This window comes from Gordonia sp. C13 (assembly GCF_023218005.1).
Classification (GTDB): Bacteria; Actinomycetota; Actinomycetes; order Mycobacteriales; family Mycobacteriaceae; genus Gordonia; species Gordonia namibiensis.
Map to the genome: position 1 here is coordinate 154,273 of NZ_JALPSY010000005.1, position 18,280 is coordinate 172,552.

Here is an 18,280-nt window from a genome sequence, read left to right on the forward strand (position 1 = left end):
CGGTCCAGTGTGCCTGGGTCCCGGAGCCGTCGGTTGATCGCATGTAAACGAACCGTCACAAGAACGTGGTTCGGCTTGTCCGTTTCGTCCCTGCGGTGGATTCTTTTCACACGGGTGATCTTCGGCGGTCCTGGGTCCCAATGACCAGGTCTCCCACCCGGATTGGAGGTAGGACACGATGCAGTCGATTCCGATCGGACTCACCCCGTTCCAGCATGAGGGCACGCTGAACGGAATCCTCATCTCGGGCCGCTGGCCGGAGTCCACTCTCGAGTGGACGCAGACCCTCGTCGGTTCGGTGCGGATCGCGTGCCGGCCCGGCTTCCTCCCGACCACGACGATCTTCGGCGTCGTCGAGCAACGTCCGCCGCACGGGGGCGAGGACACGGTCGGGATGATGGTCGCGATCGGAAACGTCGTCGACGACAGCTTCGTCGAGGCCGGCAAGTTCCTGAACAATCCCCCGGCGCTCGTCATGCTGCATCCGCCGTCGCAGACCCGTCCGTCGCTGCCGGAGTGTTCCGAGGTCGCGTCGGGATGTGTGTTGCTGCCGGGGCTCCCCGAGCTCGGGCTCGAGCACCGGGCCGGCTGGGCCGAGGCGGAGGCCGACGGGACGGTGGTGAACCTCCGCAACGAGGTGGGCATCGACCCCAACGCCGACCCGGACACCGCGGTGCTCGCCATGCTTCTCGCAGCTTAGGGCCCCGAGGCCTCGGCGAAGGCGTTCTCCCAGGGTCGCCCACACGTCTGGATCAGGGTCACCGAACTTTAGGTTTTGTGCCCCCGACCTGCACAGATACGGGTTACTGACGAGTTGCGTTCGCCAGTTAGGGCTCACTAACCTGGCGTTCGTGATTGCTGCCCTGCTCCTGAGTTTCGGCGTGATCTTCGTCGCCGAACTGGGCGACAAGTCACAGCTGATGGCGATGACCTACGCCCTGCGGTACCGCTGGTGGGTCGTCCTCCTCGCCATCACCGTCGCCACCACCGCGGTCCACGCCGCCTCGGTGTTCTTCGGACATTTCCTCGGGATGTCGCTGCCGACCGATCTCATGTCGGTCCTGGCCGGCCTCGCCATGCTCGTCTTCGGCCTGTGGACGATCTACGGCGACCGCCTCGACGACGAGGACCAGAACCGCGCGACGCGAGTCGGCGCCTCGGTGTTCCTCGCCGTGATGTCGGCCTTCTTCCTCGCCGAACTCGGGGACAAGACCATGCTCGCCACCATCACCCTGGCCACCGACCACGACTGGCTCGGCGTGTGGATCGGTTCCACCGTGGGCATGGTGGCCGCCGACGCCCTGGCCATCGGCGTGGGCGTCCTGCTCGGCAAGCACCTTCCCGAGCGTGTCATCGCGATCGGTGCGGCCGTCCTGTTCTTCGGTTTCGCGATGTGGCTCACTGCGACCGGCCTGGCCGGGGCGTCGACCCCGATGATCGCCGCGACCATCACCGCGGCCGTCGTCATCATCGGCGTGGGCACGTTCCTCATCCGTCGCGACCGGCGACTCCGCACCGACTCCGACTCCGAAGCAGCCGTTCCCGAGCGTTCGCTCGGTGTACACGAGGGCTGAACGCGGACACCCCGCAACAGCTGACTATCGTGAACGTGCACCCCGCGCCGGTGCACGTCGTCCACTACCGGGACACGGGTCCGGCGGCAATCGGTACCGCGAAAGGACTACTTCACCCATGGACGTTTCAGGCGCTTCCGTTCTGGTCACCGGCGGGGCATCGGGCCTCGGCGCAGCCACCGCCCGTCGCTTCGCCGCCGCAGGCGCACAGGTCTTCGGCCTCGACCTGCAGGCCTCGATCGACAAGGCAGCACCCACCGACGGCGTCACCCTGATCGCCGCCGACGTCACCGACGAAGCGCAGGTCCAGGGCGCCATCGACACGATCGCCGAGTCCGGCGCACCTCTGCGTGTCGCCGTCAACTGCGCCGGCGTCGGCTGGGCCGCACGCATCCTCGGGAAGAACGGCCCCCACGAACTCGACCTCTTCCGCAAGGTCATCGACATCAACCTGGTCGGCACCTTCAACGTGATGCGGCTGGCCGCCAACCGCATGTCGGAGGAGTCCACCATCGACGGTGACGGCCAGCGCGGCGTCATCATCAACACCGCCTCGGTGGCTGCCTTCGAGGGCCAGATCGGTCAGATCGCGTACGCCGCGTCGAAGGGCGGCGTCCACGCGATGACCATCTCGGCGGCCCGCGACCTCGCCCGGATCGGTGTGCGCGTCTGCACCATCGCCCCCGGCACCATCAGCACCCCGATGCTCGCGGGCGTCACCCCTGAGTTCCAGAAGACCCTGGCCGAGGCCATCCCGTTCCCGCAGCGTCTCGGCGAGCCCGACGAGTACGCACAGCTGGCCGAGTTCATCGTCGAGCACAACTACCTCAACGGCGAGACCATCCGTATGGACGGCGCGATCCGGATGGCTCCGCGCTAGAGTCCCGAATCCCGGTCCTCGGCTGAGCGACCGACGGACGCCACCTCGGCACCCTCGGTCGCCATCAGCTCCTCGGACAACCTGATCAGCGGTGCGGCATCCGCTTCCAGACCCTCGCCGTCGGCGGGGGCGAGGTCGCGGACCGCGCCGCTGATCTTGTTTCCGGACCCGTCGGCCGCCGCCCTCATCTCCGCCACCGCGGTGCGCAGCAACCGAACCTGCACGTCGGCCTGGGCGTACTCGAACACCGGCGGCAGATACGGGCTGAGCTGTGTCAACGCGTCACGTGTCTCGACCACACGGCGGTGGAGCTGCGTCGTCGGCGACAGCTGCCCCGTGCCGGGGAGGACGACCTCCGGTACCGCGCCGGTGACCAGGCGCCACAACGGCAGGAGTTCGGTGTCGAGTCGACGACGGCGCCGGTTCGCCACGAGGGTCTGAACCCTGGAGTAGACCATCGGGTAGCTGATGCCGAGCAGGAACGACACGACCCCGATGATCGCGAGGACCCGGTTGGTGGTGACGAGCCACGGGGACCTCGCGACATTGGTCGCACTGACCGCGACGAACACGATCTGCGCGATCGCGCCGAGCGCCAGGAACCCGAGTCCGGCCATCAGCAGACCCAGCGACACCCGCAGGTACCCGTCGGCCGTCGCATAGAACTTCCGGACACTGTTGACGCAGGCCAGGAAGCCGTATGTGAGGTAGCCGCTCGCGATCAGCATGAAGAGCGCGAAACCCCAGTTCTGGACGGTCCATTCGCTGATGGTCTCGGTCCGGATCTCTTCCGGGATCACCAGCATGGTGATCTGGAGACCGATGAGCGCCGCGACGAGCGGCAGCGCCTCCCAGCCTGCGCGTCGTTCGCGGGACACCCGGTCGGGGAAGAAGAACACCACGACCAGCGCGGCCACCCCGATCGCGAGGAGCGCGTAGAACGCCACCCTCGACAGTCCTTCGAATCCCCAGGTGTTGAGCGTGGAGGCCACCGTCTCGTCGACCACCACGAAGGCGACGGTCAAGGATGCGACCGCGACCATCATCGCCAGCGGTTGGAGTCCCCAGCCGGCCCGGCGGATCTGGTCCAGTCGCCAGCAGAACGCGATCGCGAAGACCACGCCCGCAAGCGCATTGACGATGCCGATACCCGCCTCGACGCCCTGAGCGAGGACGACGACCGTGGCGACCGACCCGGTCACAGCCATCCGCGGTGCCCACCCAGCAGACGCTGGAGGCCCCGGACCTCGTCGTGCGCAGCAGTACTCCCGACGCCGGTACTCGCGTCCTCGGCCCAGGTGAGGATCATCGACGCCAACATCTCGGCCTCCCACTCCCGGTCATCGGAGTAGCAGGTACGACGCAGTGCCGCGTCCGACGAGTCCTGTGTGAGTGCGGCCAGCCCTTCGACGGACACCTCGGCCAGCATCTGATGTCCGGCGATGAGATGCCCGAACTCGTGGATGACGATCTGGTCGCGATGCAACGGCGAGGTGTTCGCCTGATAGAAGAAGTAGTCCGCGTCGGCGGCCGCCAACCAGATCCCGTTGGGCACACCAGCGGGCAACGGATGGGCCAGCAACCGGATCGGACGACCCCGTCGCTCGCCGTATCGGTCACACAACTGCGTGACGTCCAGCGGGAGATCGAGATCGAGTCCACGCAACGCGGTGCGACACAGCACCCGCAGAGCACGCTCGGATCGACGCATGTGCACAATCGAACCACGACCCCGCAAGGGCACGCGATTTGTGTCCACCGAGCGCGGAAGAGAACGCCACGAGGCGGTCACCGGTTCGGACTGGTGTTGGGCCGACACCCCACGGCCCATCCTCGTGTCCGACGCCCGGCAACCGGTGCGACGCGGTTCTCGACCGTCAGGCCGAGAACCGGGTCAGTCCTCGCTCGTCTCCCCGACCACACGCAGACGCGAATCAGCCGACGGCTTCTCGTCGCTGAGTCCCGCCGCGATGACGTCCGGCGGATCCTTCGGCAGTCCCTGCTGCTCGCGCAGTACCTTGATCAGTTCGTTCACCACGGTGACCGAATCGCTCGAGAGTCCCGCAAGGCGGAATGCCGCCAACTGCACGTTGGTGTCCGCCTGCAACCGCATCAGATCGATCTCGTCGCGGGTGCGCTGCGCGGCCCGATCCTCGAGGAAGTAATGCACGTCGACCCCGAATGCGGCCGCGATTCCCTCGACGGTTCGGAACGACGGGGACTTGGCTTTCCCCGATCGCAACTGGCTCAGATACGACTCACCCAGACGGAACCCCCGCTCCGTCGACCGCGCCGCAATCGCCTTGGCACTGTATGCCCTCCCGTTCGGACCGGGAACGGTCCGAAAAAGCTCCTCAAGTCGCCGGGCGAACAACCCCGGATCGAGTGCATCCGATTCCTTCGTTCTCGAACGATCGGAGTCGGTGCGTCCGGTGTCGCCCATAGGCTTCTCCGCCCCTCCTGAAGTCATGACCATCTTCTCCGAAATGCGAAACTTGAATTTGCAAACATTAAAGCCCGCTGCACTCGGCCGTTGCAACGACCGGTACGGTCAGAACGTACCGGACCGTCGCACGCCATGCGTATCACCTGTGGTGATGATGTAACGAACGTTAGTGTGGCGTTCTTCACATTTCGGGGGTAACACGTTGTCGGACTGCTTACGACACATGGTCTGGGGACCTCACTGCGACGCCCGGAGGGCGTCGAGATCCCGTCCCGCCCCCTTGGACCTCACACACAACTGTACGCCCGGAGCCGATCGATGACCCACCGCATTCCGGCGCCTCGCCACAGCCGCCGGCGGCGTCGATCCGTGGCATCTTTCTGTGCCGCCCTGGCGATGATCGCGTTCCTCGCTCTTGCTCCCGGCATCGCCTCGACGGCCCCGATCGGTTCCGGCGACTCCGGACCGGGGAACAGCGGGTCGGGCAATTCCGACTCGGGCGGTTACGGCGCACACAGTGCCGACGACGATGCTGACGACAGCGACGATGCTGACGACTCCGACGACGACTTCGGGGTCTCCCCGCCGACCGGCACCGGAAACCCGGGGAGCTCCTGGCACCACGGGCACGGACACGGGCACGGGCACGGACACGGACACGGACACCACGGTCCCGGCACCCCGTCGGGCACCGGGACACCGTCGGGAACCACCACGACGAGCAGCCCGGGAACCGGGAGCTCGACGCCGGAATCCTCCGCATCGGAGAGCTCAGGCACTTCGGCGACGTCAGAGACCTCGGCAACCGGGTCGTCGACGGAGTCCTCGACGACCGGGATCGTGATCCCCCCGCCGCCGGTGAACGTCCGGCCGAACCTGCCGTCGGCTCCGCTGCCCCCGAGCGCCGCCACCCCGCCGCGGGACGGAGAGCGAAAGCCTCCGGCCCCTGACGCCGTCCCGACCGTCGCCGCCCCCAGCGGTCCGCCCGCCCCAGCGGCACCGCCGGCAGCACCCGCCGCCGGAGCATCCGCAGGCGCCGGAGCATCGGCACCCCGCGTCGGCGAGACCCCGAATGCCGGATCGCCGGAGGGGGATTCGCCCGACTCCGACGAGTCCGCCGCGCCGGTGCCGAACCCCCGAGGACCGTCGGACGGTCCAGCTCATGCATTGCCGGATTCGTCCCCCGACACGATCCTGACCGGGGTCAAGAAGTTCCTGGTCGGTGTGGCCCCAGGTGGCCTGATGTTGCTCGGCGCCGTCGCCCTGTTCGGCAGCGGATCGTTCCTGGACTCGCTGCGCACCCTGCGTTCCTGACGGTCCCCCGCCTGATCCCCCCGGCCTGATCCCACCGCCTCGGCAGGTCAGTAGTCGGTCCGGGCCAGCAGATCGCGTTCGTGGGGGACGTCGTCGACGGCACTCCCGGAGATCCACTCCCGCAACACCTTTGTGGCCCGCACGTCGTCCTCGTTGTACTCCAGCAGGCGCTCGCGCTGTCCGAGATCGGGGCGTCCACCGCCCAGCGCGACCGCGGCGCGGTACCACTCCATCGACGCCTCGCCGCTCGCGTCGTCATCGCGCCAGGCGAACCCGGCGACGGGCGCGACCCGTTTCAGACCCTTGCCGCGGGGGCAGATGAAGTTCTCGCCGACGGCCTCGTAGATGTCGACCCACTCGTCGGAGGCGATGAACGCCTCCACCTCGCGGCGTGTCGGGATACCGGGTTCGCCGGCGAACCGGTCGGCCGAGCCCAGCAGCCAACGGTTCTCGGCCTGTTGTGAGTAGCAGTACGCCGCGAAGGTCTTCCCGCTCTGCCGGGCGGCGAGCCGTTCGGCGGTCAGCCAGGCCCAGAACTCGGCGAACGACCTCGCCTCGTCGCGCGTGGGCAGCGGATCCCAGGTGACGAACGGCCGGTACACGACCGGCTCGTCGGGCGCGGTGGTGTCGGTGCGCAGCGTGCCCCACAGGTAGGCACCGTGCTCGCCGTAGCTCTCCATGTCGACGTCGACCTCGACGTCGGCGCGGTACACCCGCGGGGTGTCCAGGCGCCGGACGAGTTCGGTTCCGGTCAGCCAGGCGATCGCACCGATCACCGCATCGTCGAATCGCGCACTGCCCGGCCAGTTCTCCGGCGGATCCCCGCGGTGCGCGGCGAGCTGGTCGATCGTCGTGATGCCCGCCTCGATGAGTGCGGTGCCCTGGTTCCCGGTGGCGACGAGCGACACGTCGCGGACGGCCTCCAGTTCCGGGCCGCACTTCACCCACCACGGGCACGACCGGCATTCGGCGACGCGCCGCGGTTCGGTCGGCACCTGCTGCGCCGCGATCGCCCGGCGCCGGTCCAGGACCTCGTTGTAGTCGTCGAGCATGGCGCCGGTGTCGTGCACCACAATGCAGTCGGCGTCGACGCCGATCACGCCGCCGCGCAGGTCACCGCTCTCCGACGACGGGGCGCGACCGATCTCGACCAGCATCGCGGTGAGCTGGGCGAGGCGTAGGGCGTCGCGCCGGTTGGGCCGGGCGGTGCGATACGGGTCGGGCGTGGGCGCCCAGCCCCAGAGCGGGCTGGTGACCAGCGCCGGCGGACGGCTCGGATCCGGGGCGGTCTTCGCGGGTTGGGTTATCCGGTGATTGACGACGATGACCGGGACGTAACCGTCGCCCACCCTCACCAGGAGTTCGGCGTGGCCGCGACGCCCGTGCTCGACGTCGGTGGGCAGCGCCGCATTCCAGATCCACGCCACACCCGCGTCGCAGGCCTTCATGGTGGCAGCTACCCGGTCCGCGGCCCTCGACTCCGGATCGACGGCGAGGAACGCACCCGGCTGATCGCTGTGGATGCCGCGGAGCAGATCACGGACCGCGGCCCGATGGTCGGCCGCGGCCTCTTTGCGTCGCTGCACACCGGGCTGGTCGGGTTCGGTGCCGGGACGGCCCTCGTGACCGAAGTCGAGGGCAACCCGGTGCTCGCAACCCGCCAGATCGCGCGGCGACAACACCACAGAGGCCACGCCATCCCTTTCTCGGCTCGAGCAGTCGGACGCATGGCCCCGGCGGGCCACGTGTCATGCTTGTACTTGTTACCACGCCCGCAGCGGTCCACTCGGCAGCAGCGAAAGGTCATTCGATGGGTTTGTTGTCCTCCGACGGTAGGTCTCGCGCTCAGCGCCGCGCAGAGGCCAAGGCTCTCAAGACGAAAGCCAAGCTCGAGGCGAAGTTCGACGCCAAGCACCGGCGGAAGGAACAGAAGGCTCGTCGCAAGACCGAGCACAAGTACCTGCAGAAGGATCTGAAGGCCGAGCGCAAGACCGCCAAGCAGTTGGCGAAGGCCCAGGAGAAGGTGGTCAAGGCCGAGACCAAGAAGGTCAGTGCCGAGGCGAAGGCGGCCGCCGACGCCAAGGTGTTCAGCCCGGCCAGCGTCAAGCGCTACCTCACGGTCGCGCGCCTCGTGGCTCCCATCGCCGTTCCGATCGCCTACCGTGCTGCGGTCGCCGGCCGCGCACAGCTCTCGGCGCTGCAGGCCAGTCGCGCAGGTGTGTCGCCAGAAGTGTTGCGCCAGTTCAGTGGCCACGGTGCGGCCCTGTCCGCGCGGATCGCCACGACGCGCACCGCCCTGGACAAGGTCGTCGCGCAGGACACCAGCGCCGACGCCAAGGACTTCGTCGCCGCGATGACCCGGCGTCTGGACAACCTGGACGTCGCCGTCGGCGCGGCCGAGAGCATGTCCGCCGCACAGCGCCGGACGGCTCACCAGTCGATCGACGACGAACTCGTCGCGATCGACGCCGACATTCTCGCGAGGCTCGGCGTCCGATCCTGAACCTCTAAGATGGGTTCCACGCGTCGCGTCGGGGGTCTCCCCTGCGCGCACACCCCGGAGACACACGCACGCCCGGGACACACGCAAGGGAGCGCCGTATGACCGAGCAGGAGCCGAACGTCACGCCGTCCGACGACGGTGCGAACAACGACGAACCGACCCTGTTCCCCGTCACTCCCCCGGAGTCGGCCGCGACCGACCCTGCGCCGGCTCCCGATCAGCCTGCGCCGAAGCAGACCCCGGCCAAGAAGGCGCCTGCCAAGAAGGCCGCAGCGGAATCCGGCGGCGACAAGTTGCCGGCCAAGAAGGCCGCGAAGAAGGCACCGGCGAAAAAGGCCGCCCAGAAGAAGGCGCCGGCGAAGAAGGCCGCGAGCGCTGCGCCCGCCAAGAAGGCTCCCGCGAAGAAGGCACCGGAGAAGAAGGCACCGGAGAAGAAGGCACCGCCGAAGTCGGCACCGCCCGTCACCGAAGCGCCCGCCGCGGCGACTCCGGCGGTATCCGAGGCCTCGCCTGCGACTCCCGCCCCCGCGCCGGCGCCGGCGCACCCGCCGGTCGATGTCGTCGCCGAATCCGATGCTGCGCGAGCCACTTTCGCGCAGTTGCGCTCCGGCACGCCGACCGAGCCGCCGACGACCAACCTCACCCCCGCTTACGCGGGGCTGGCGGCGGTCGTGGCGGCGCTGGTCTTCGTGGTGCTGCGGCGCGTCCTGCGCTGAGACTCGTCCTACCGGGGCGGCGGTGAGACCTGCACACCGCCCGACTCGTGCTCGGGTCCGGCGTTCGGGTGGTCGGCAGGTAGCCGTCCGCGGAACCGTGCGGCCTCACTGGGGCCCTGTTGCTCTCCCCTGGAGTGAGGCGGCCGGTGGTAGGCGCCGGGCTTCGGCCGTGGCTTGCCGCCGGGCAGGGCCAGTCGCGCGATGGTCCGGTGAACCTGTGCCCACTGCTGGCCGAAAGGCCCTGTGTTGTAGGGCAATCCGTAGCGCTCGCAGATGTCTTTCACCTTCGGGGCGACCTCTGCGTAACGAGTGCTCGGCATGTCGGGGTACAGGTGGTGCTCCACCTGGTAGCCGAGGTTGCCGCTGATGACGTGGAACAGCGGGCTGCCCTCGATGTTCGCGGCTCCGACGAGCTGCCGGACGTACCAGCCGCCGCGGGTCTCGTTCTCGACCTCTTCCTTGCTGAAGGTGTAGGTCTGATCCGGGAAGTGACCACAGAAGATGATCGCGTGCGCCCACACATTGCGGATGATGTTGGCGGTGAAGTTCGCGGCCAGGGTGCGCACGAACGTGCTCTCTGCGCCGGGCAGAACCTGGTCGGCGAACTTTGCCGCCGCAGCGGCTCGTCCTCGACGGCCGGCGCGGCGTCGGATCACATTGCCGATCCGCGAGGTCGACGGCTGCCGGATGGCGCCACCGGTCGCGGCCTGGCTCAGCAGGAATGCCCCTGCGCTGATCGCAGGCCAACCGAGATAATCCTTCACGACCTGACGGCGCATCTTGCCCGCGATGCCCTTGAGGTCCTTGACCAGTTCCGACATCGGCTTCTCACCGCGACGAATCGCCTCGAGGTCGAGATCGTGCAGCGCGACCCCCCATTCGAAGAAGGCGGTCAGCAGGACGTTGTAGAACGGCTGGAGCAGATAGACCGGATGCCACTTCTGGTTCGGGTCGATGCGCATGATCTCGTAACCGAGATCCTTGTCCAAGCCGCGGATGTTGGTGAACGTGTGGTGGATGTAGTTGTGGGAGTGCTTCCACGCCTCGGCCGTGGACGCGGTGTCCCAGTCCCACACCGATGAGTGAATGTAGGGATCGTTCATCCAATCCCACTGGCCGTGCATCACGTTGTGGCCGATCTCCATGTTCTCCAGGATCTTGGCCATGCCGAGGCAGGCGGTCCCGGCAACCCAGGCACCCCTCGAACGGGAGTTGAGGAGAACGATGCGGCCGAGTGCGGCGAGTTGTCGCTGCGTGGCGATCACGGTCTTGATGTAGCGCCGGTCGCGGTCACCGAGGTCGCCGTAGACCTCGTCGTGGATGGCGTCGAATTCCTCGGCGAGCTTGTCGAGCGTCGCCTGGTCGAGGTGCGCCAACGGGCTGGTCACGCGCTGTCCGGTATCGGTGGCTGTCATTTTCTGGTCCCTTCGGTCAGTGATGGAGAGGTTGACCTTCGGTCAGAGGTCGACGTCGACGTCTCCCTCGGCGGTGTTCACACAGATGCGGATGCTCGATCCCTCCGGCGAGCTCACCTCGCCGGTTCGCAGATCCCGGATACTTCCCTGCTTGAGTACCCCGGTGCAGGTGTGACAGATCCCGATCCGGCAGCCGAATTTCAGCTCCAGACCGTTCTCTTCGCCGGCGACGAGGATCGGCTGGCCCGGCTCGCAGGTCACCTCGGTGTCACTGCGCGTGAACCGGACAGTGCCCCCTTCACCCTCACCCGCGTTCCCGCCGATGATTGGCTGGAAACGTTCGAGATGGATTCGATCGCCGACGCCCTCGGACTCGAAATGCTCGACGAGACTGTCCAGGAGCTCGCGGGGTCCGGAACACATGGCCTGCCGTTCACGCCAGTCCGGACACAGTTCGTCGAGGTCGGTCGCCTTGATCCGGCCGTCCCGCCCCGTGATGCGCAACGTCAGATCGAATCCGTCGTGCCGCTCGTCCATCGACTCGAGATCGGACTTGAACATCACCTGCTCGTCGCTGTGCGCCGAGTGGATCGCGACCACGTCATCGACCCGATCGCGATGGTCGAGGTCGCGGAGCATGCTCATGATCGGGGTGATACCGCTGCCCGCACTGATGAACAGCATCTTCTCCGGCAGCGGATCGGGCAGCGTGAACACGCCCTCGATCTCACCGAGCCGCACGATCTCCCCCGGGCGGATGCCGCGGACGAGGTAGGGCGAGACCTTGCCTTCCTCCACCAGCTTCGGCGTCACGCTGATCAGACCGTCACGAGGGTGGGGGTCGGAGGTCAACGAGTAAGCGCGCCAATGGAACACCCCGTCGATGACCACGCCGAGACGCACGTATTGTCCCGGTTGGTGGCCCGGCCACTCGTAGCCCGGTTGGATCCACACCGTTGCCGCGTCCGCACCCTCGGGTCGTACTTCGACGACCCGCCCGCGCAGCTCCCGAGTGGTCCAGAGCGGATTGATCAGCTCCAGGTAGTCGTCGGGGTGCAGGGGGTTGAACAGGTGCCGGATCGCGCCGAGGAAACCTCGACGCAGCGGGGAGACCTTGGGTGTTGCGCCGCGTTCAGCCACGGAAAAGCCTTTGTTGCAATTCGATTCGTGTCACGAGACCTCGCAAGCGGTCGTCGGTTGCCTCTTCGTTCCCACGAGCTGCTCCATGGGTACCCTTCGAGCGATCTGGGTCCGACCCTACGACCTCAGGGGCCTCGGGGTGGGTCACTCGATCAGATCGGTTCACATCGGCCGGATTACCTACGCGATCAGGATCTAAACCCAGGTCGAAGCATCAATCCGGATACGTTCTCCGACAACTGGGACCTGTCGGACAGCCGACGACTCGATGCGCCTGCAGATCGCCGCCGCCACCTCGTCCGGCCGGGATTCCGGGAGCCAGTGATCGGCACCCGGCAGGACGACGAAGTCGTACGGAGCGTCGACCCATCCCGAGGACAGTTGCGCACCGACCCTGCCCAGGGCGATGTCGCGGTCGCCCCAGAGGTACGTCGTCGGAACCCGCACCTGCCGGGGCGTCGACCTCTTGTCGGGGATGGGCATCGCCCGATACCAGCCCAACGCGCCGGGCAACGCCCCGTACTCCGCGACGTCCGGAACGATGCGGGAGGCGAACGGTTCCGGAAGCCCCATGCGCACACCGAAATCCGGCCGGACGGTCATCAACGACCCGAGCAACTTCTCGGGCAGCGCCGGGATCTGGAACGCGAGCATGTACCAAGACCGGAGGAACTGTCCACGGGGCATCGCCTGCAGGAACGCACCGGGGTGCGGAACCGACAATGCGGTCAACGTCCGCACCCGGTCGGGGTGATGGGCCGCGAGTGTCCACGCCACCGCCGAACCCCAGTCGTGTCCGACGACGTGCGCATCGTCGACACCCGCGGCGTCGAGCAGCGCCAGCACGTCCGCCACCAACTCTCCCTGGACATAGTCCCGGCGTCGGGTGGGTCGCGCCCCGGGCGAGTAGCCGCGCTGGTCCGGGGCGATCGTGCGGAACCCCTTGTCGTGCAGCAGAGGAACGACGAGATCCCACGAGCTCGCCCGCTGCGGGAATCCGTGCAACAACACGATCGGTTTCCCGTCGCGCGGACCGGCGTCGAGCACGTCGAAGGTGTACGGACCGCGTCGGAACGTGGTCAGCCTTTCGGTCGTCACCGGTCTCCCGCCATCGCCGTCACACCATGGCCAGGACGCGGGCGGGGCCTCCGGTCCCGTTGGCGAACTTCGGCGCCCCGACCATCACCGTGGCGCCGAGGGGTGGGACGGCCTCGAGCTCGGCCATGGCCTCGACCGCATATCTTCCGGCCCCGAGAATCGCGGTGTGGGCTGCGGTCTCGTCGAAGATGTCGATGCTGAGGGTGTCGGTTCCGATGGCCACGATCTGGCGCTCGGCGACGAGCATGTCGACCACGTCACCGGAGAAACCGGCCGCGTGCGCGCCACCCGTTCGCGGCTCCCAGCCGGTGTGCAAGGCGACCAGCGCACCCCGCGGAATCCGGCCGTGGCTCTTCTCCCAGTCCGCGACGTCACGTTCGCTCAGTCTCGCGCGCGGGTTCCTGCGCGCGTGCCCCGCGATGCTGATGACCGCAAGCGGCGCCACCAGGTTGCGCGGGTCGATCCGGTCGACGGTGATGCCGTTCCCGATCTTGTGCGCGGGCGCATCGACGTGGGTGCCGCTGTGCTCGGCGAAGGACATCCAGTTGGTGGCGAAGCCCGAATTGCCCGGGCCGACCCGGGAGGTCGGAACCGTCACGACGGGCGGCTCGCCGGGCCACAGCGGGAACGACGAGGACAGCGAGTGGGTCAGGTCGACTACCCGCCGACCTTCCCCCGTACCGGGCGCCGCATGGGCCATGGCCGTCACCCCGACCCCGGCGGCCACCGCCGCCGCCGACACACCCGTCGCCACGCCCGCGGCGACCCGGATCGCCTTGCGCCGCGACATCCGCTGGGCCTCCTCGTGCGCGTGACGCACGATCGACTCGTCGCACACGCCTCAGTCCTCCCAGCGCACCCGTAGGATGCGATCGGTTCCGTCACCATCGCTCGTGGTCAGCACCAGCGATCCGTCGGGCGCTATGGCCGCACTCCGCAGGCGGCCGTGCTTCTGTTCGAGGGCCTCGGTCTTCGACACGACGCGGCGCCCGTCGTCGGAGAGCTTCAGGAAGACCAGTCGCTTCCCCTTCAGTGCGGTGAGCACGAGTCCTCCGCTGTAGGGTCCCCAGCCGGTGTCGGGCAGGAAGGCGATGCCCGGTGTCGCGATCGTGGAGTTGCCCGAACTCCACACCGGTCCGATCGCGCCCGGGACCCGCTGCGTGTCGGTCATGGGCACGGACTCGTCGTAGATCAGCGGCGTGCGGTCCGGCTTGTAGCCATAGTTGCCGCCGGCGACGACCAGGTTCAGCTCGTCGTCTCGGCTCGTCCCCTGTTCGGCCACGTAGACGCGGCCCGAGCCGGGGGCCACCGCAACTCCCTGGATGTTGCGATGGCCGAGGCTGTACACGGGGCTGCGCGAGTCCGGGTTACCCGGCGCCGGGGTGCCGTCGAGGCGGAGGTGCAAGACCTTGCCGCCCAGCGACTTCCGGTCCTGGGGAACCGACGGGGTGGCGGAGTCACCGGTGCCGACCCAGATGCTGTCGGCGGTGGCGGCCAGACCGCACCCTGCGTGTCGGCCGGAGGAGGTGACCGGGATGCCGCTGAGCAAGGTCCGTTCCCGGGTCATCCGGGTCCAGTCCGCGTTGACCCGCCACGACACCACCTTGATGGTCTGGCCGGTCTGGGGCGCCGGGATCGGGAGGTCGGCGACCGACCCGGGCAGCGTGAACGCTCCGGGCGTCGTGTACTCCGCCTGACACGAATACACGCGCCGGGTGTCGGAGAAGCGCGGGTCGATGGCGAGGCCCATCAGCCCGGCCTCCTTGACCGCGAAGATCTTCGACAGGTCCGCCGCGACGTTCACCCGCTTCCCGTCGGGACGCACGGCGAGGAACTTCCCCGAACGCTCCCCGGTCAGCACCGTGCCGTCCGGTGCGACGACGACGCCCCACGGGATGGTCAGGCCGTCGGCGACCGTCGAAACCTGCAGCGGCGCCTCGGCCTGGGCCGTCGGGGCGGCGACGAACATCCCTGCGATCGCAGCCGCGGAGGCGGTTATCGCCGCCAACCCCCTGGCTGCCGGTCGGATGAGCTTCCTGTGTTCACGACGTGTCGGGGTCACAGAGTCACGGTAGCCACGACGTCGTGGCTCGGTGGGGCGAAACGGCCAGATCGAGATCTAGCGGCCGGGAAGGTACTTCAACGCGCGGACCGCGGTCGGTGTGATCGCACGGTAGATTTTCTTGGGCACCAACGGAGCACGATCGATGCCGATGAACCGCTGCTCGGCGATCGTCTGCGCCTCGGTGTACTTGAGCAGGCCCTCTTCGCCGTGGCGTCGGCCCACGCCGGAGATACCCATGCCACCCATCGGTGCGGCGGTCGACGCCCAGGCGGCGGCGTAGCCCTCGTTGATGTTGACCGTGCCCGCGCGCAGTCGTTCGGCGACGGCCTGCGCCTCTGCGCTGCTGCCCGCGAAAACGCTTGCGTTGAGCCCGTATTCGGTGTCGTTGGCCAGCTTGATGGCCTCATCGGTGGAGTCGACCGGGTAGATCGATACGACCGGCCCGAAGGTCTCGTTGGCGTAGCACACCATGTCGTCGGTGACGTCGGTCAGCACCGTCGGCTCGAAGAAGAACGGTCCGAGATCGGGGCGGCGCTTGCCGCCGGCGAGGACCTTGGCGCCCTTGGCGACCGCGTCCTGGACGTGTGCCTCGGCGGTGTCGATCTGTGCGGCCGACGCGAGCGAACCCATGTCGGCGGTGAAATCGTAAGCGCCCGAAAGCTTCATCATCGAGACAAATGCCGCGAAACGCTCGGCGAACTCGTCGGCGATCCGCTTGTCGACGTAGATCCGCTCGATGGAGATGCAGAGCTGGCCGGAGTTGGAGAACGCGGCGCGCGCAGCGCCCTGCACGGCGTTGGCGATGTCGGCGTTCGCGGTGACGACCATCGGGTTCTTGCCGCCCAGTTCGGCCGAGAAACCGATGAGTCGACGTCCCGCCTGCTCGGCGAGGCCGGCGCCGGTCTCCGACGAGCCGGTGAACATCACGTAGTCGGTGGACGCCATGATGGCCTGGCCCACGACCCCGCCCGGTCCGGGGACCACGGCGTAGAGCTCGCGCGGCAGACCCGCCTGGTACAGCAGATCGGCCAGCGCGAGAGCGCAGTACGGGGTCTGGCTGTCTGGCTTGATCACCACGCCGTTGCCGGCGACGAGTGCCGCGACGGCATCCGACACGGCCAGCGTCAGCGGGTAGTTCCACGGGCTGATGACGCCGATGACGCCCTTGGGCAGGTGGCGCACCCGGACGCTGGTCGCGCCGGGCAGCATGCCCTTGACCTTGCGGTCGGCGAGCAGCTTGGGTCCGGCGGTCGCATAGTGACGCGCGGTGATCGCGACGTCGATGACCTCTTCCTGCGCGTAGATCCGGGCCTTGCCGGTCTCGGCCTGCGCGATGTCCATCAGCGACTCGGCGTTGCGGAAGACGAGGTCGGAGAACTTGTCGAGGACCTGGGCGCGTTCGGCCGGGGTCCGGGCGGCCCACCCCTGCTGCGCTTGGCGCGCGCGGGCGACCGCGGTCTCGAGGTCCTCCGCCGTCGCGACCGGGATGGTGGCCATCTCGGTGCCGCTGAAGGCCTCGAGCACCGACCGGGTGGGACGGCTCGCGGCGTCGTCGATCGCGACGAGGGCCCCGAGACGGGCGAAATATTCGGCAGTGGGCTTCGGCATTTCGGGTCTCCTCAGTGCAGGCTCGGGACGTGTTGCGATGGACCGGTCGAGGACCGGGCGATCAGCTCTCGGGACTGACGAGCACGATGCCGTCGTCGTCGGAGTAGACGATGTCGCCCGGGTTGAAAGTCTCGCCACCGATCGTCAGCGGCACGTCACGGTCGCCTGCACCGGTCTTGGTGGACTTGCGCGGGTTGGTGCCCAGCGCCTTGACGCCGATCGTCATCCCGCCGATGGCCTTGGCATCGCGGATGGCGCCGTTGACGATGATCCCCACCCAGCCGTTGGACCGGCCGAGTTCGGCGATGATGTCGCCGACCAGCGCGGTGTGCACCGAGGCGTCGCCGTCGATGACCAACACGCCGCCGGGGTTGGACTCGCTCAGGATGGACTTCAGCAGAGCGTTGTCCTGGAAGCACTTGACCGTGGTGACGCGGCCGACGAACTCGCGGTTCCCGCCGTACTGGTTGAACTGGGTGTCGCAACTACGGACGTCGGCCCCGATCTCGTCGACGAGATCAGCCGTCGGGGTGAAGGTCAGCTCACTCATGCCGACCAGTTTAGGTGTTACCGCAAGTTTCGGGTTACTCCCGGGTAGGTTCGGGCTGCCGTTCTCCACCGAGGCCGTCGATGATCTCCGCGACCTCGTCGGGCCGCTCGGAGACCAGGAAGTGCTTGGCCTGCGGAAGGACCACGATCTCGTCGGCGCCGAGGATCTCCGAATAGCGCCGTTGCTTCCACTCCCAGAACACCCGCCATCCGCGCAGCGTCGACGAGGCGACCACCACGACGACCGGTACGCGGGGCATCGGGGCGGTTCGCCGCAGACCGCGCAGGGTCTTGTTCATCGCACCGAAGGCGGCGTTCTCGACGAGCATTGCCAGCAGGAACGGCGGCTGTCCGAAGATGCGGGCTCCCCAACGGCGTTGTTGCTCACCCCGACCCTCGGGAGGCGCCGGTACGACCCGCTTCCACACCTGCAGGCTCGGCCAGCGTTGGATGCCGACGCGGCTCGTCACCGCTCGCGCAACACCCATCAGGCGGTGCGCGTTCCCGACCCGGAACGACAACGGCACCAGGCGCCACGGCACAAGCACATAGGAGCCGTCGAGCACGACCACTCCCGCCGTCCGGTCGGGGTACTGCCGGGCGAAGGCCTCCACATAGAGCGAGGCCAGCGAATGCCCCACCACGACAACGGGTTCGGTCACACCGCGGGCGTCCAGTACCGCGACCATCCGTTCGACCTCGCCGAGCAGGGTCGGGAGGTGCTGGCGCCCGACCGGACTCGACAACCCGTAACCCGGACGGTCGTAGCGGATCACCCGCCACGACACGGAGAGCCGGGCCACCAGCGGATCGAGGTCGAACCAGTTGCTGCCCAGAGCCGCCATCAGCAGCAGCGGCGGGCCCGAACCCTCGTCGAGCACATGCAGCCGGTGCTCCCCCACGGTGACGAAGTCGCCTGGCGCGGAGGCCTCGTCGCCGTCCGTGCGCGTCATCGGGTTCACCCGACCAGTG

At 68.1% G+C, this 18,280-nt stretch carries 18 protein-coding genes; 6 read left to right on the top strand and 12 right to left on the bottom strand.

The genetic code is table 11. From position 1 onward, the window contains the following. Positions 1-178: 178 nt before the first annotated feature. The 3 genes from M1L58_RS06700 (at position 179) to M1L58_RS06710 (ending at position 2,454) form a co-directional block, all read left to right on the top strand. On the top strand, positions 179-700 hold the full coding sequence (locus tag M1L58_RS06700) for a hypothetical protein (protein WP_006868036.1): 522 nt from the start codon (positions 179-181) through the stop codon (positions 698-700). Between the two features lie 151 nt (positions 701-851). Beyond that, a complete protein-coding gene (locus M1L58_RS06705) occupies positions 852-1,574 on the top strand; it encodes a TMEM165/GDT1 family protein (RefSeq protein WP_248658290.1) in 723 nt (240 codons plus the stop codon). A 118-nt stretch (positions 1,575-1,692) separates the two neighbouring features. Beyond that, positions 1,693-2,454: an SDR family NAD(P)-dependent oxidoreductase gene (locus M1L58_RS06710; RefSeq protein ID WP_006358859.1), complete on the top strand. Its 762-nt coding sequence runs from the start codon at positions 1,693-1,695 to the stop codon at positions 2,452-2,454. Here M1L58_RS06710 and M1L58_RS06715 read toward each other — a convergent pair. The 3 genes from M1L58_RS06715 to M1L58_RS06725 all read right to left on the bottom strand — a co-directional run bounded on the left by M1L58_RS06715 (position 2,451) and on the right by M1L58_RS06725 (position 4,924). Beyond that, the gene (locus M1L58_RS06715) at positions 2,451-3,662 is read right to left on the bottom strand and encodes an MAB_1171c family putative transporter (RefSeq protein ID WP_248658291.1); all 1,212 of its coding nucleotides are present in this window, start codon (positions 3,660-3,662) and stop codon (positions 2,451-2,453) included. The two genes, M1L58_RS06710 and M1L58_RS06715, sit on opposite strands and share 4 nt — an antisense overlap. Next, complete coding sequence (locus M1L58_RS06720) at positions 3,653-4,165, bottom strand: hypothetical protein (protein ID WP_248658292.1); 513 nt, start codon at positions 4,163-4,165, stop codon at positions 3,653-3,655. The genes M1L58_RS06715 and M1L58_RS06720 overlap by 10 nt, the downstream gene beginning before the upstream one ends. Positions 4,166-4,348: 183 nt before the next feature. Continuing rightward, complete coding sequence (locus M1L58_RS06725; protein ID WP_040536809.1) at positions 4,349-4,924, bottom strand: helix-turn-helix transcriptional regulator; 576 nt, start codon at positions 4,922-4,924, stop codon at positions 4,349-4,351. Positions 4,925-5,269: 345 nt separating this feature from the next. Between M1L58_RS06725 and M1L58_RS06730 the strand changes: the two genes are divergently transcribed. Continuing rightward, positions 5,270-6,214 carry a hypothetical protein gene (locus tag M1L58_RS06730; protein ID WP_248658293.1) on the top strand — a complete coding sequence of 315 codons (945 nt, stop codon included), beginning with the start codon at positions 5,270-5,272 and terminating at the stop codon, positions 6,212-6,214. Between the two features lie 47 nt (positions 6,215-6,261). Here the strand turns inward: M1L58_RS06730 and M1L58_RS06735 are convergent, their stop codons facing one another. After that, entirely contained in the window at positions 6,262-7,908 is a 1,647-nt protein-coding gene (locus tag M1L58_RS06735) for a TM0106 family RecB-like putative nuclease (protein ID WP_248658294.1), read from the bottom strand. Positions 7,909-8,024: 116 nt separating this feature from the next. Here M1L58_RS06735 and M1L58_RS06740 point away from each other — a divergent pair, with 116 nt between their 5' ends. After that, positions 8,025-8,717: a DUF6474 family protein gene (locus M1L58_RS06740; RefSeq protein ID WP_248658295.1), complete on the top strand. Its 693-nt coding sequence runs from the start codon at positions 8,025-8,027 to the stop codon at positions 8,715-8,717. Positions 8,718-8,815: 98 nt separating this feature from the next. Next, on the top strand, positions 8,816-9,433 hold the full coding sequence (locus M1L58_RS06745; RefSeq protein ID WP_248658296.1) for a hypothetical protein: 618 nt from the start codon (positions 8,816-8,818) through the stop codon (positions 9,431-9,433). A gap of 8 nt (positions 9,434-9,441) precedes the next feature. Here M1L58_RS06745 and M1L58_RS06750 read toward each other — a convergent pair whose 3' ends face one another. The 8 genes from M1L58_RS06750 to M1L58_RS06785 form a co-directional block, all read right to left on the bottom strand. Then, entirely contained in the window at positions 9,442-10,848 is a 1,407-nt protein-coding gene (locus tag M1L58_RS06750; protein WP_006868026.1) for a fatty acid desaturase family protein, read from the bottom strand. Positions 10,849-10,890: 42 nt separating this feature from the next. Then, on the bottom strand, positions 10,891-11,988 hold the full coding sequence (locus M1L58_RS06755; RefSeq protein WP_006868025.1) for a ferredoxin reductase: 1,098 nt from the start codon (positions 11,986-11,988) through the stop codon (positions 10,891-10,893). A 195-nt stretch (positions 11,989-12,183) separates the two neighbouring features. Continuing rightward, positions 12,184-13,086, bottom strand: coding sequence for an alpha/beta fold hydrolase (locus tag M1L58_RS06760; RefSeq protein ID WP_248658297.1), 903 nt, complete (start codon positions 13,084-13,086; stop codon positions 12,184-12,186). Between the two features lie 19 nt (positions 13,087-13,105). Further along, a complete protein-coding gene (locus M1L58_RS06765; protein WP_248658298.1) occupies positions 13,106-13,924 on the bottom strand; it encodes a cyclase family protein in 819 nt (272 codons plus the stop codon). Positions 13,925-13,927: 3 nt separating this feature from the next. After that, positions 13,928-15,148: a PQQ-dependent sugar dehydrogenase gene (locus tag M1L58_RS06770; RefSeq protein WP_248658299.1), complete on the bottom strand. Its 1,221-nt coding sequence runs from the start codon at positions 15,146-15,148 to the stop codon at positions 13,928-13,930. Positions 15,149-15,205: 57 nt separating this feature from the next. Next, positions 15,206-16,759: a succinic semialdehyde dehydrogenase gene (locus tag M1L58_RS06775; RefSeq protein WP_248658300.1), complete on the bottom strand. Its 1,554-nt coding sequence runs from the start codon at positions 16,757-16,759 to the stop codon at positions 15,206-15,208. Between the two features lie 61 nt (positions 16,760-16,820). Further along, positions 16,821-17,309: a ribonuclease E activity regulator RraA gene (gene rraA / locus M1L58_RS06780; protein ID WP_040536790.1), complete on the bottom strand. Its 489-nt coding sequence runs from the start codon at positions 17,307-17,309 to the stop codon at positions 16,821-16,823. A 34-nt stretch (positions 17,310-17,343) separates the two neighbouring features. Then, the gene (locus M1L58_RS06785) at positions 17,344-18,261 is read right to left on the bottom strand and encodes an alpha/beta fold hydrolase (RefSeq protein WP_248658301.1); all 918 of its coding nucleotides are present in this window, start codon (positions 18,259-18,261) and stop codon (positions 17,344-17,346) included. Between the last annotated feature and the right edge of the window lie 19 nt (positions 18,262-18,280).

Bases quoted from the DNA above. Each gene is read 5' to 3' on its own strand.
- M1L58_RS06745 (WP_248658296.1), top strand. From the start codon at position 8,816: ATGACCGAGCAGGAGCCGAACGTCACGCCGTCCGACGACGGTGCGAAC.
- M1L58_RS06725 (WP_040536809.1), bottom strand. From the start codon at position 4,924: ATGACTTCAGGAGGGGCGGAGAAGCCTATGGGCGACACCGGACGCACC.
- M1L58_RS06710 (WP_006358859.1), top strand. From the start codon at position 1,693: ATGGACGTTTCAGGCGCTTCCGTTCTGGTCACCGGCGGGGCATCGGGC.
- rraA (WP_040536790.1), bottom strand. From the start codon at position 17,309: ATGAGTGAGCTGACCTTCACCCCGACGGCTGATCTCGTCGACGAGATC.
- M1L58_RS06785 (WP_248658301.1), bottom strand. From the start codon at position 18,261: ATGACGCGCACGGACGGCGACGAGGCCTCCGCGCCAGGCGACTTCGTC.
- M1L58_RS06740 (WP_248658295.1), top strand. From the start codon at position 8,025: ATGGGTTTGTTGTCCTCCGACGGTAGGTCTCGCGCTCAGCGCCGCGCA.
- M1L58_RS06700 (WP_006868036.1), top strand. From the start codon at position 179: ATGCAGTCGATTCCGATCGGACTCACCCCGTTCCAGCATGAGGGCACG.
- M1L58_RS06715 (WP_248658291.1), bottom strand. From the start codon at position 3,662: ATGGCTGTGACCGGGTCGGTCGCCACGGTCGTCGTCCTCGCTCAGGGC.
- M1L58_RS06750 (WP_006868026.1), bottom strand. From the start codon at position 10,848: ATGACAGCCACCGATACCGGACAGCGCGTGACCAGCCCGTTGGCGCAC.
- M1L58_RS06720 (WP_248658292.1), bottom strand. From the start codon at position 4,165: ATGCGTCGATCCGAGCGTGCTCTGCGGGTGCTGTGTCGCACCGCGTTG.
- M1L58_RS06775 (WP_248658300.1), bottom strand. From the start codon at position 16,759: ATGCCGAAGCCCACTGCCGAATATTTCGCCCGTCTCGGGGCCCTCGTC.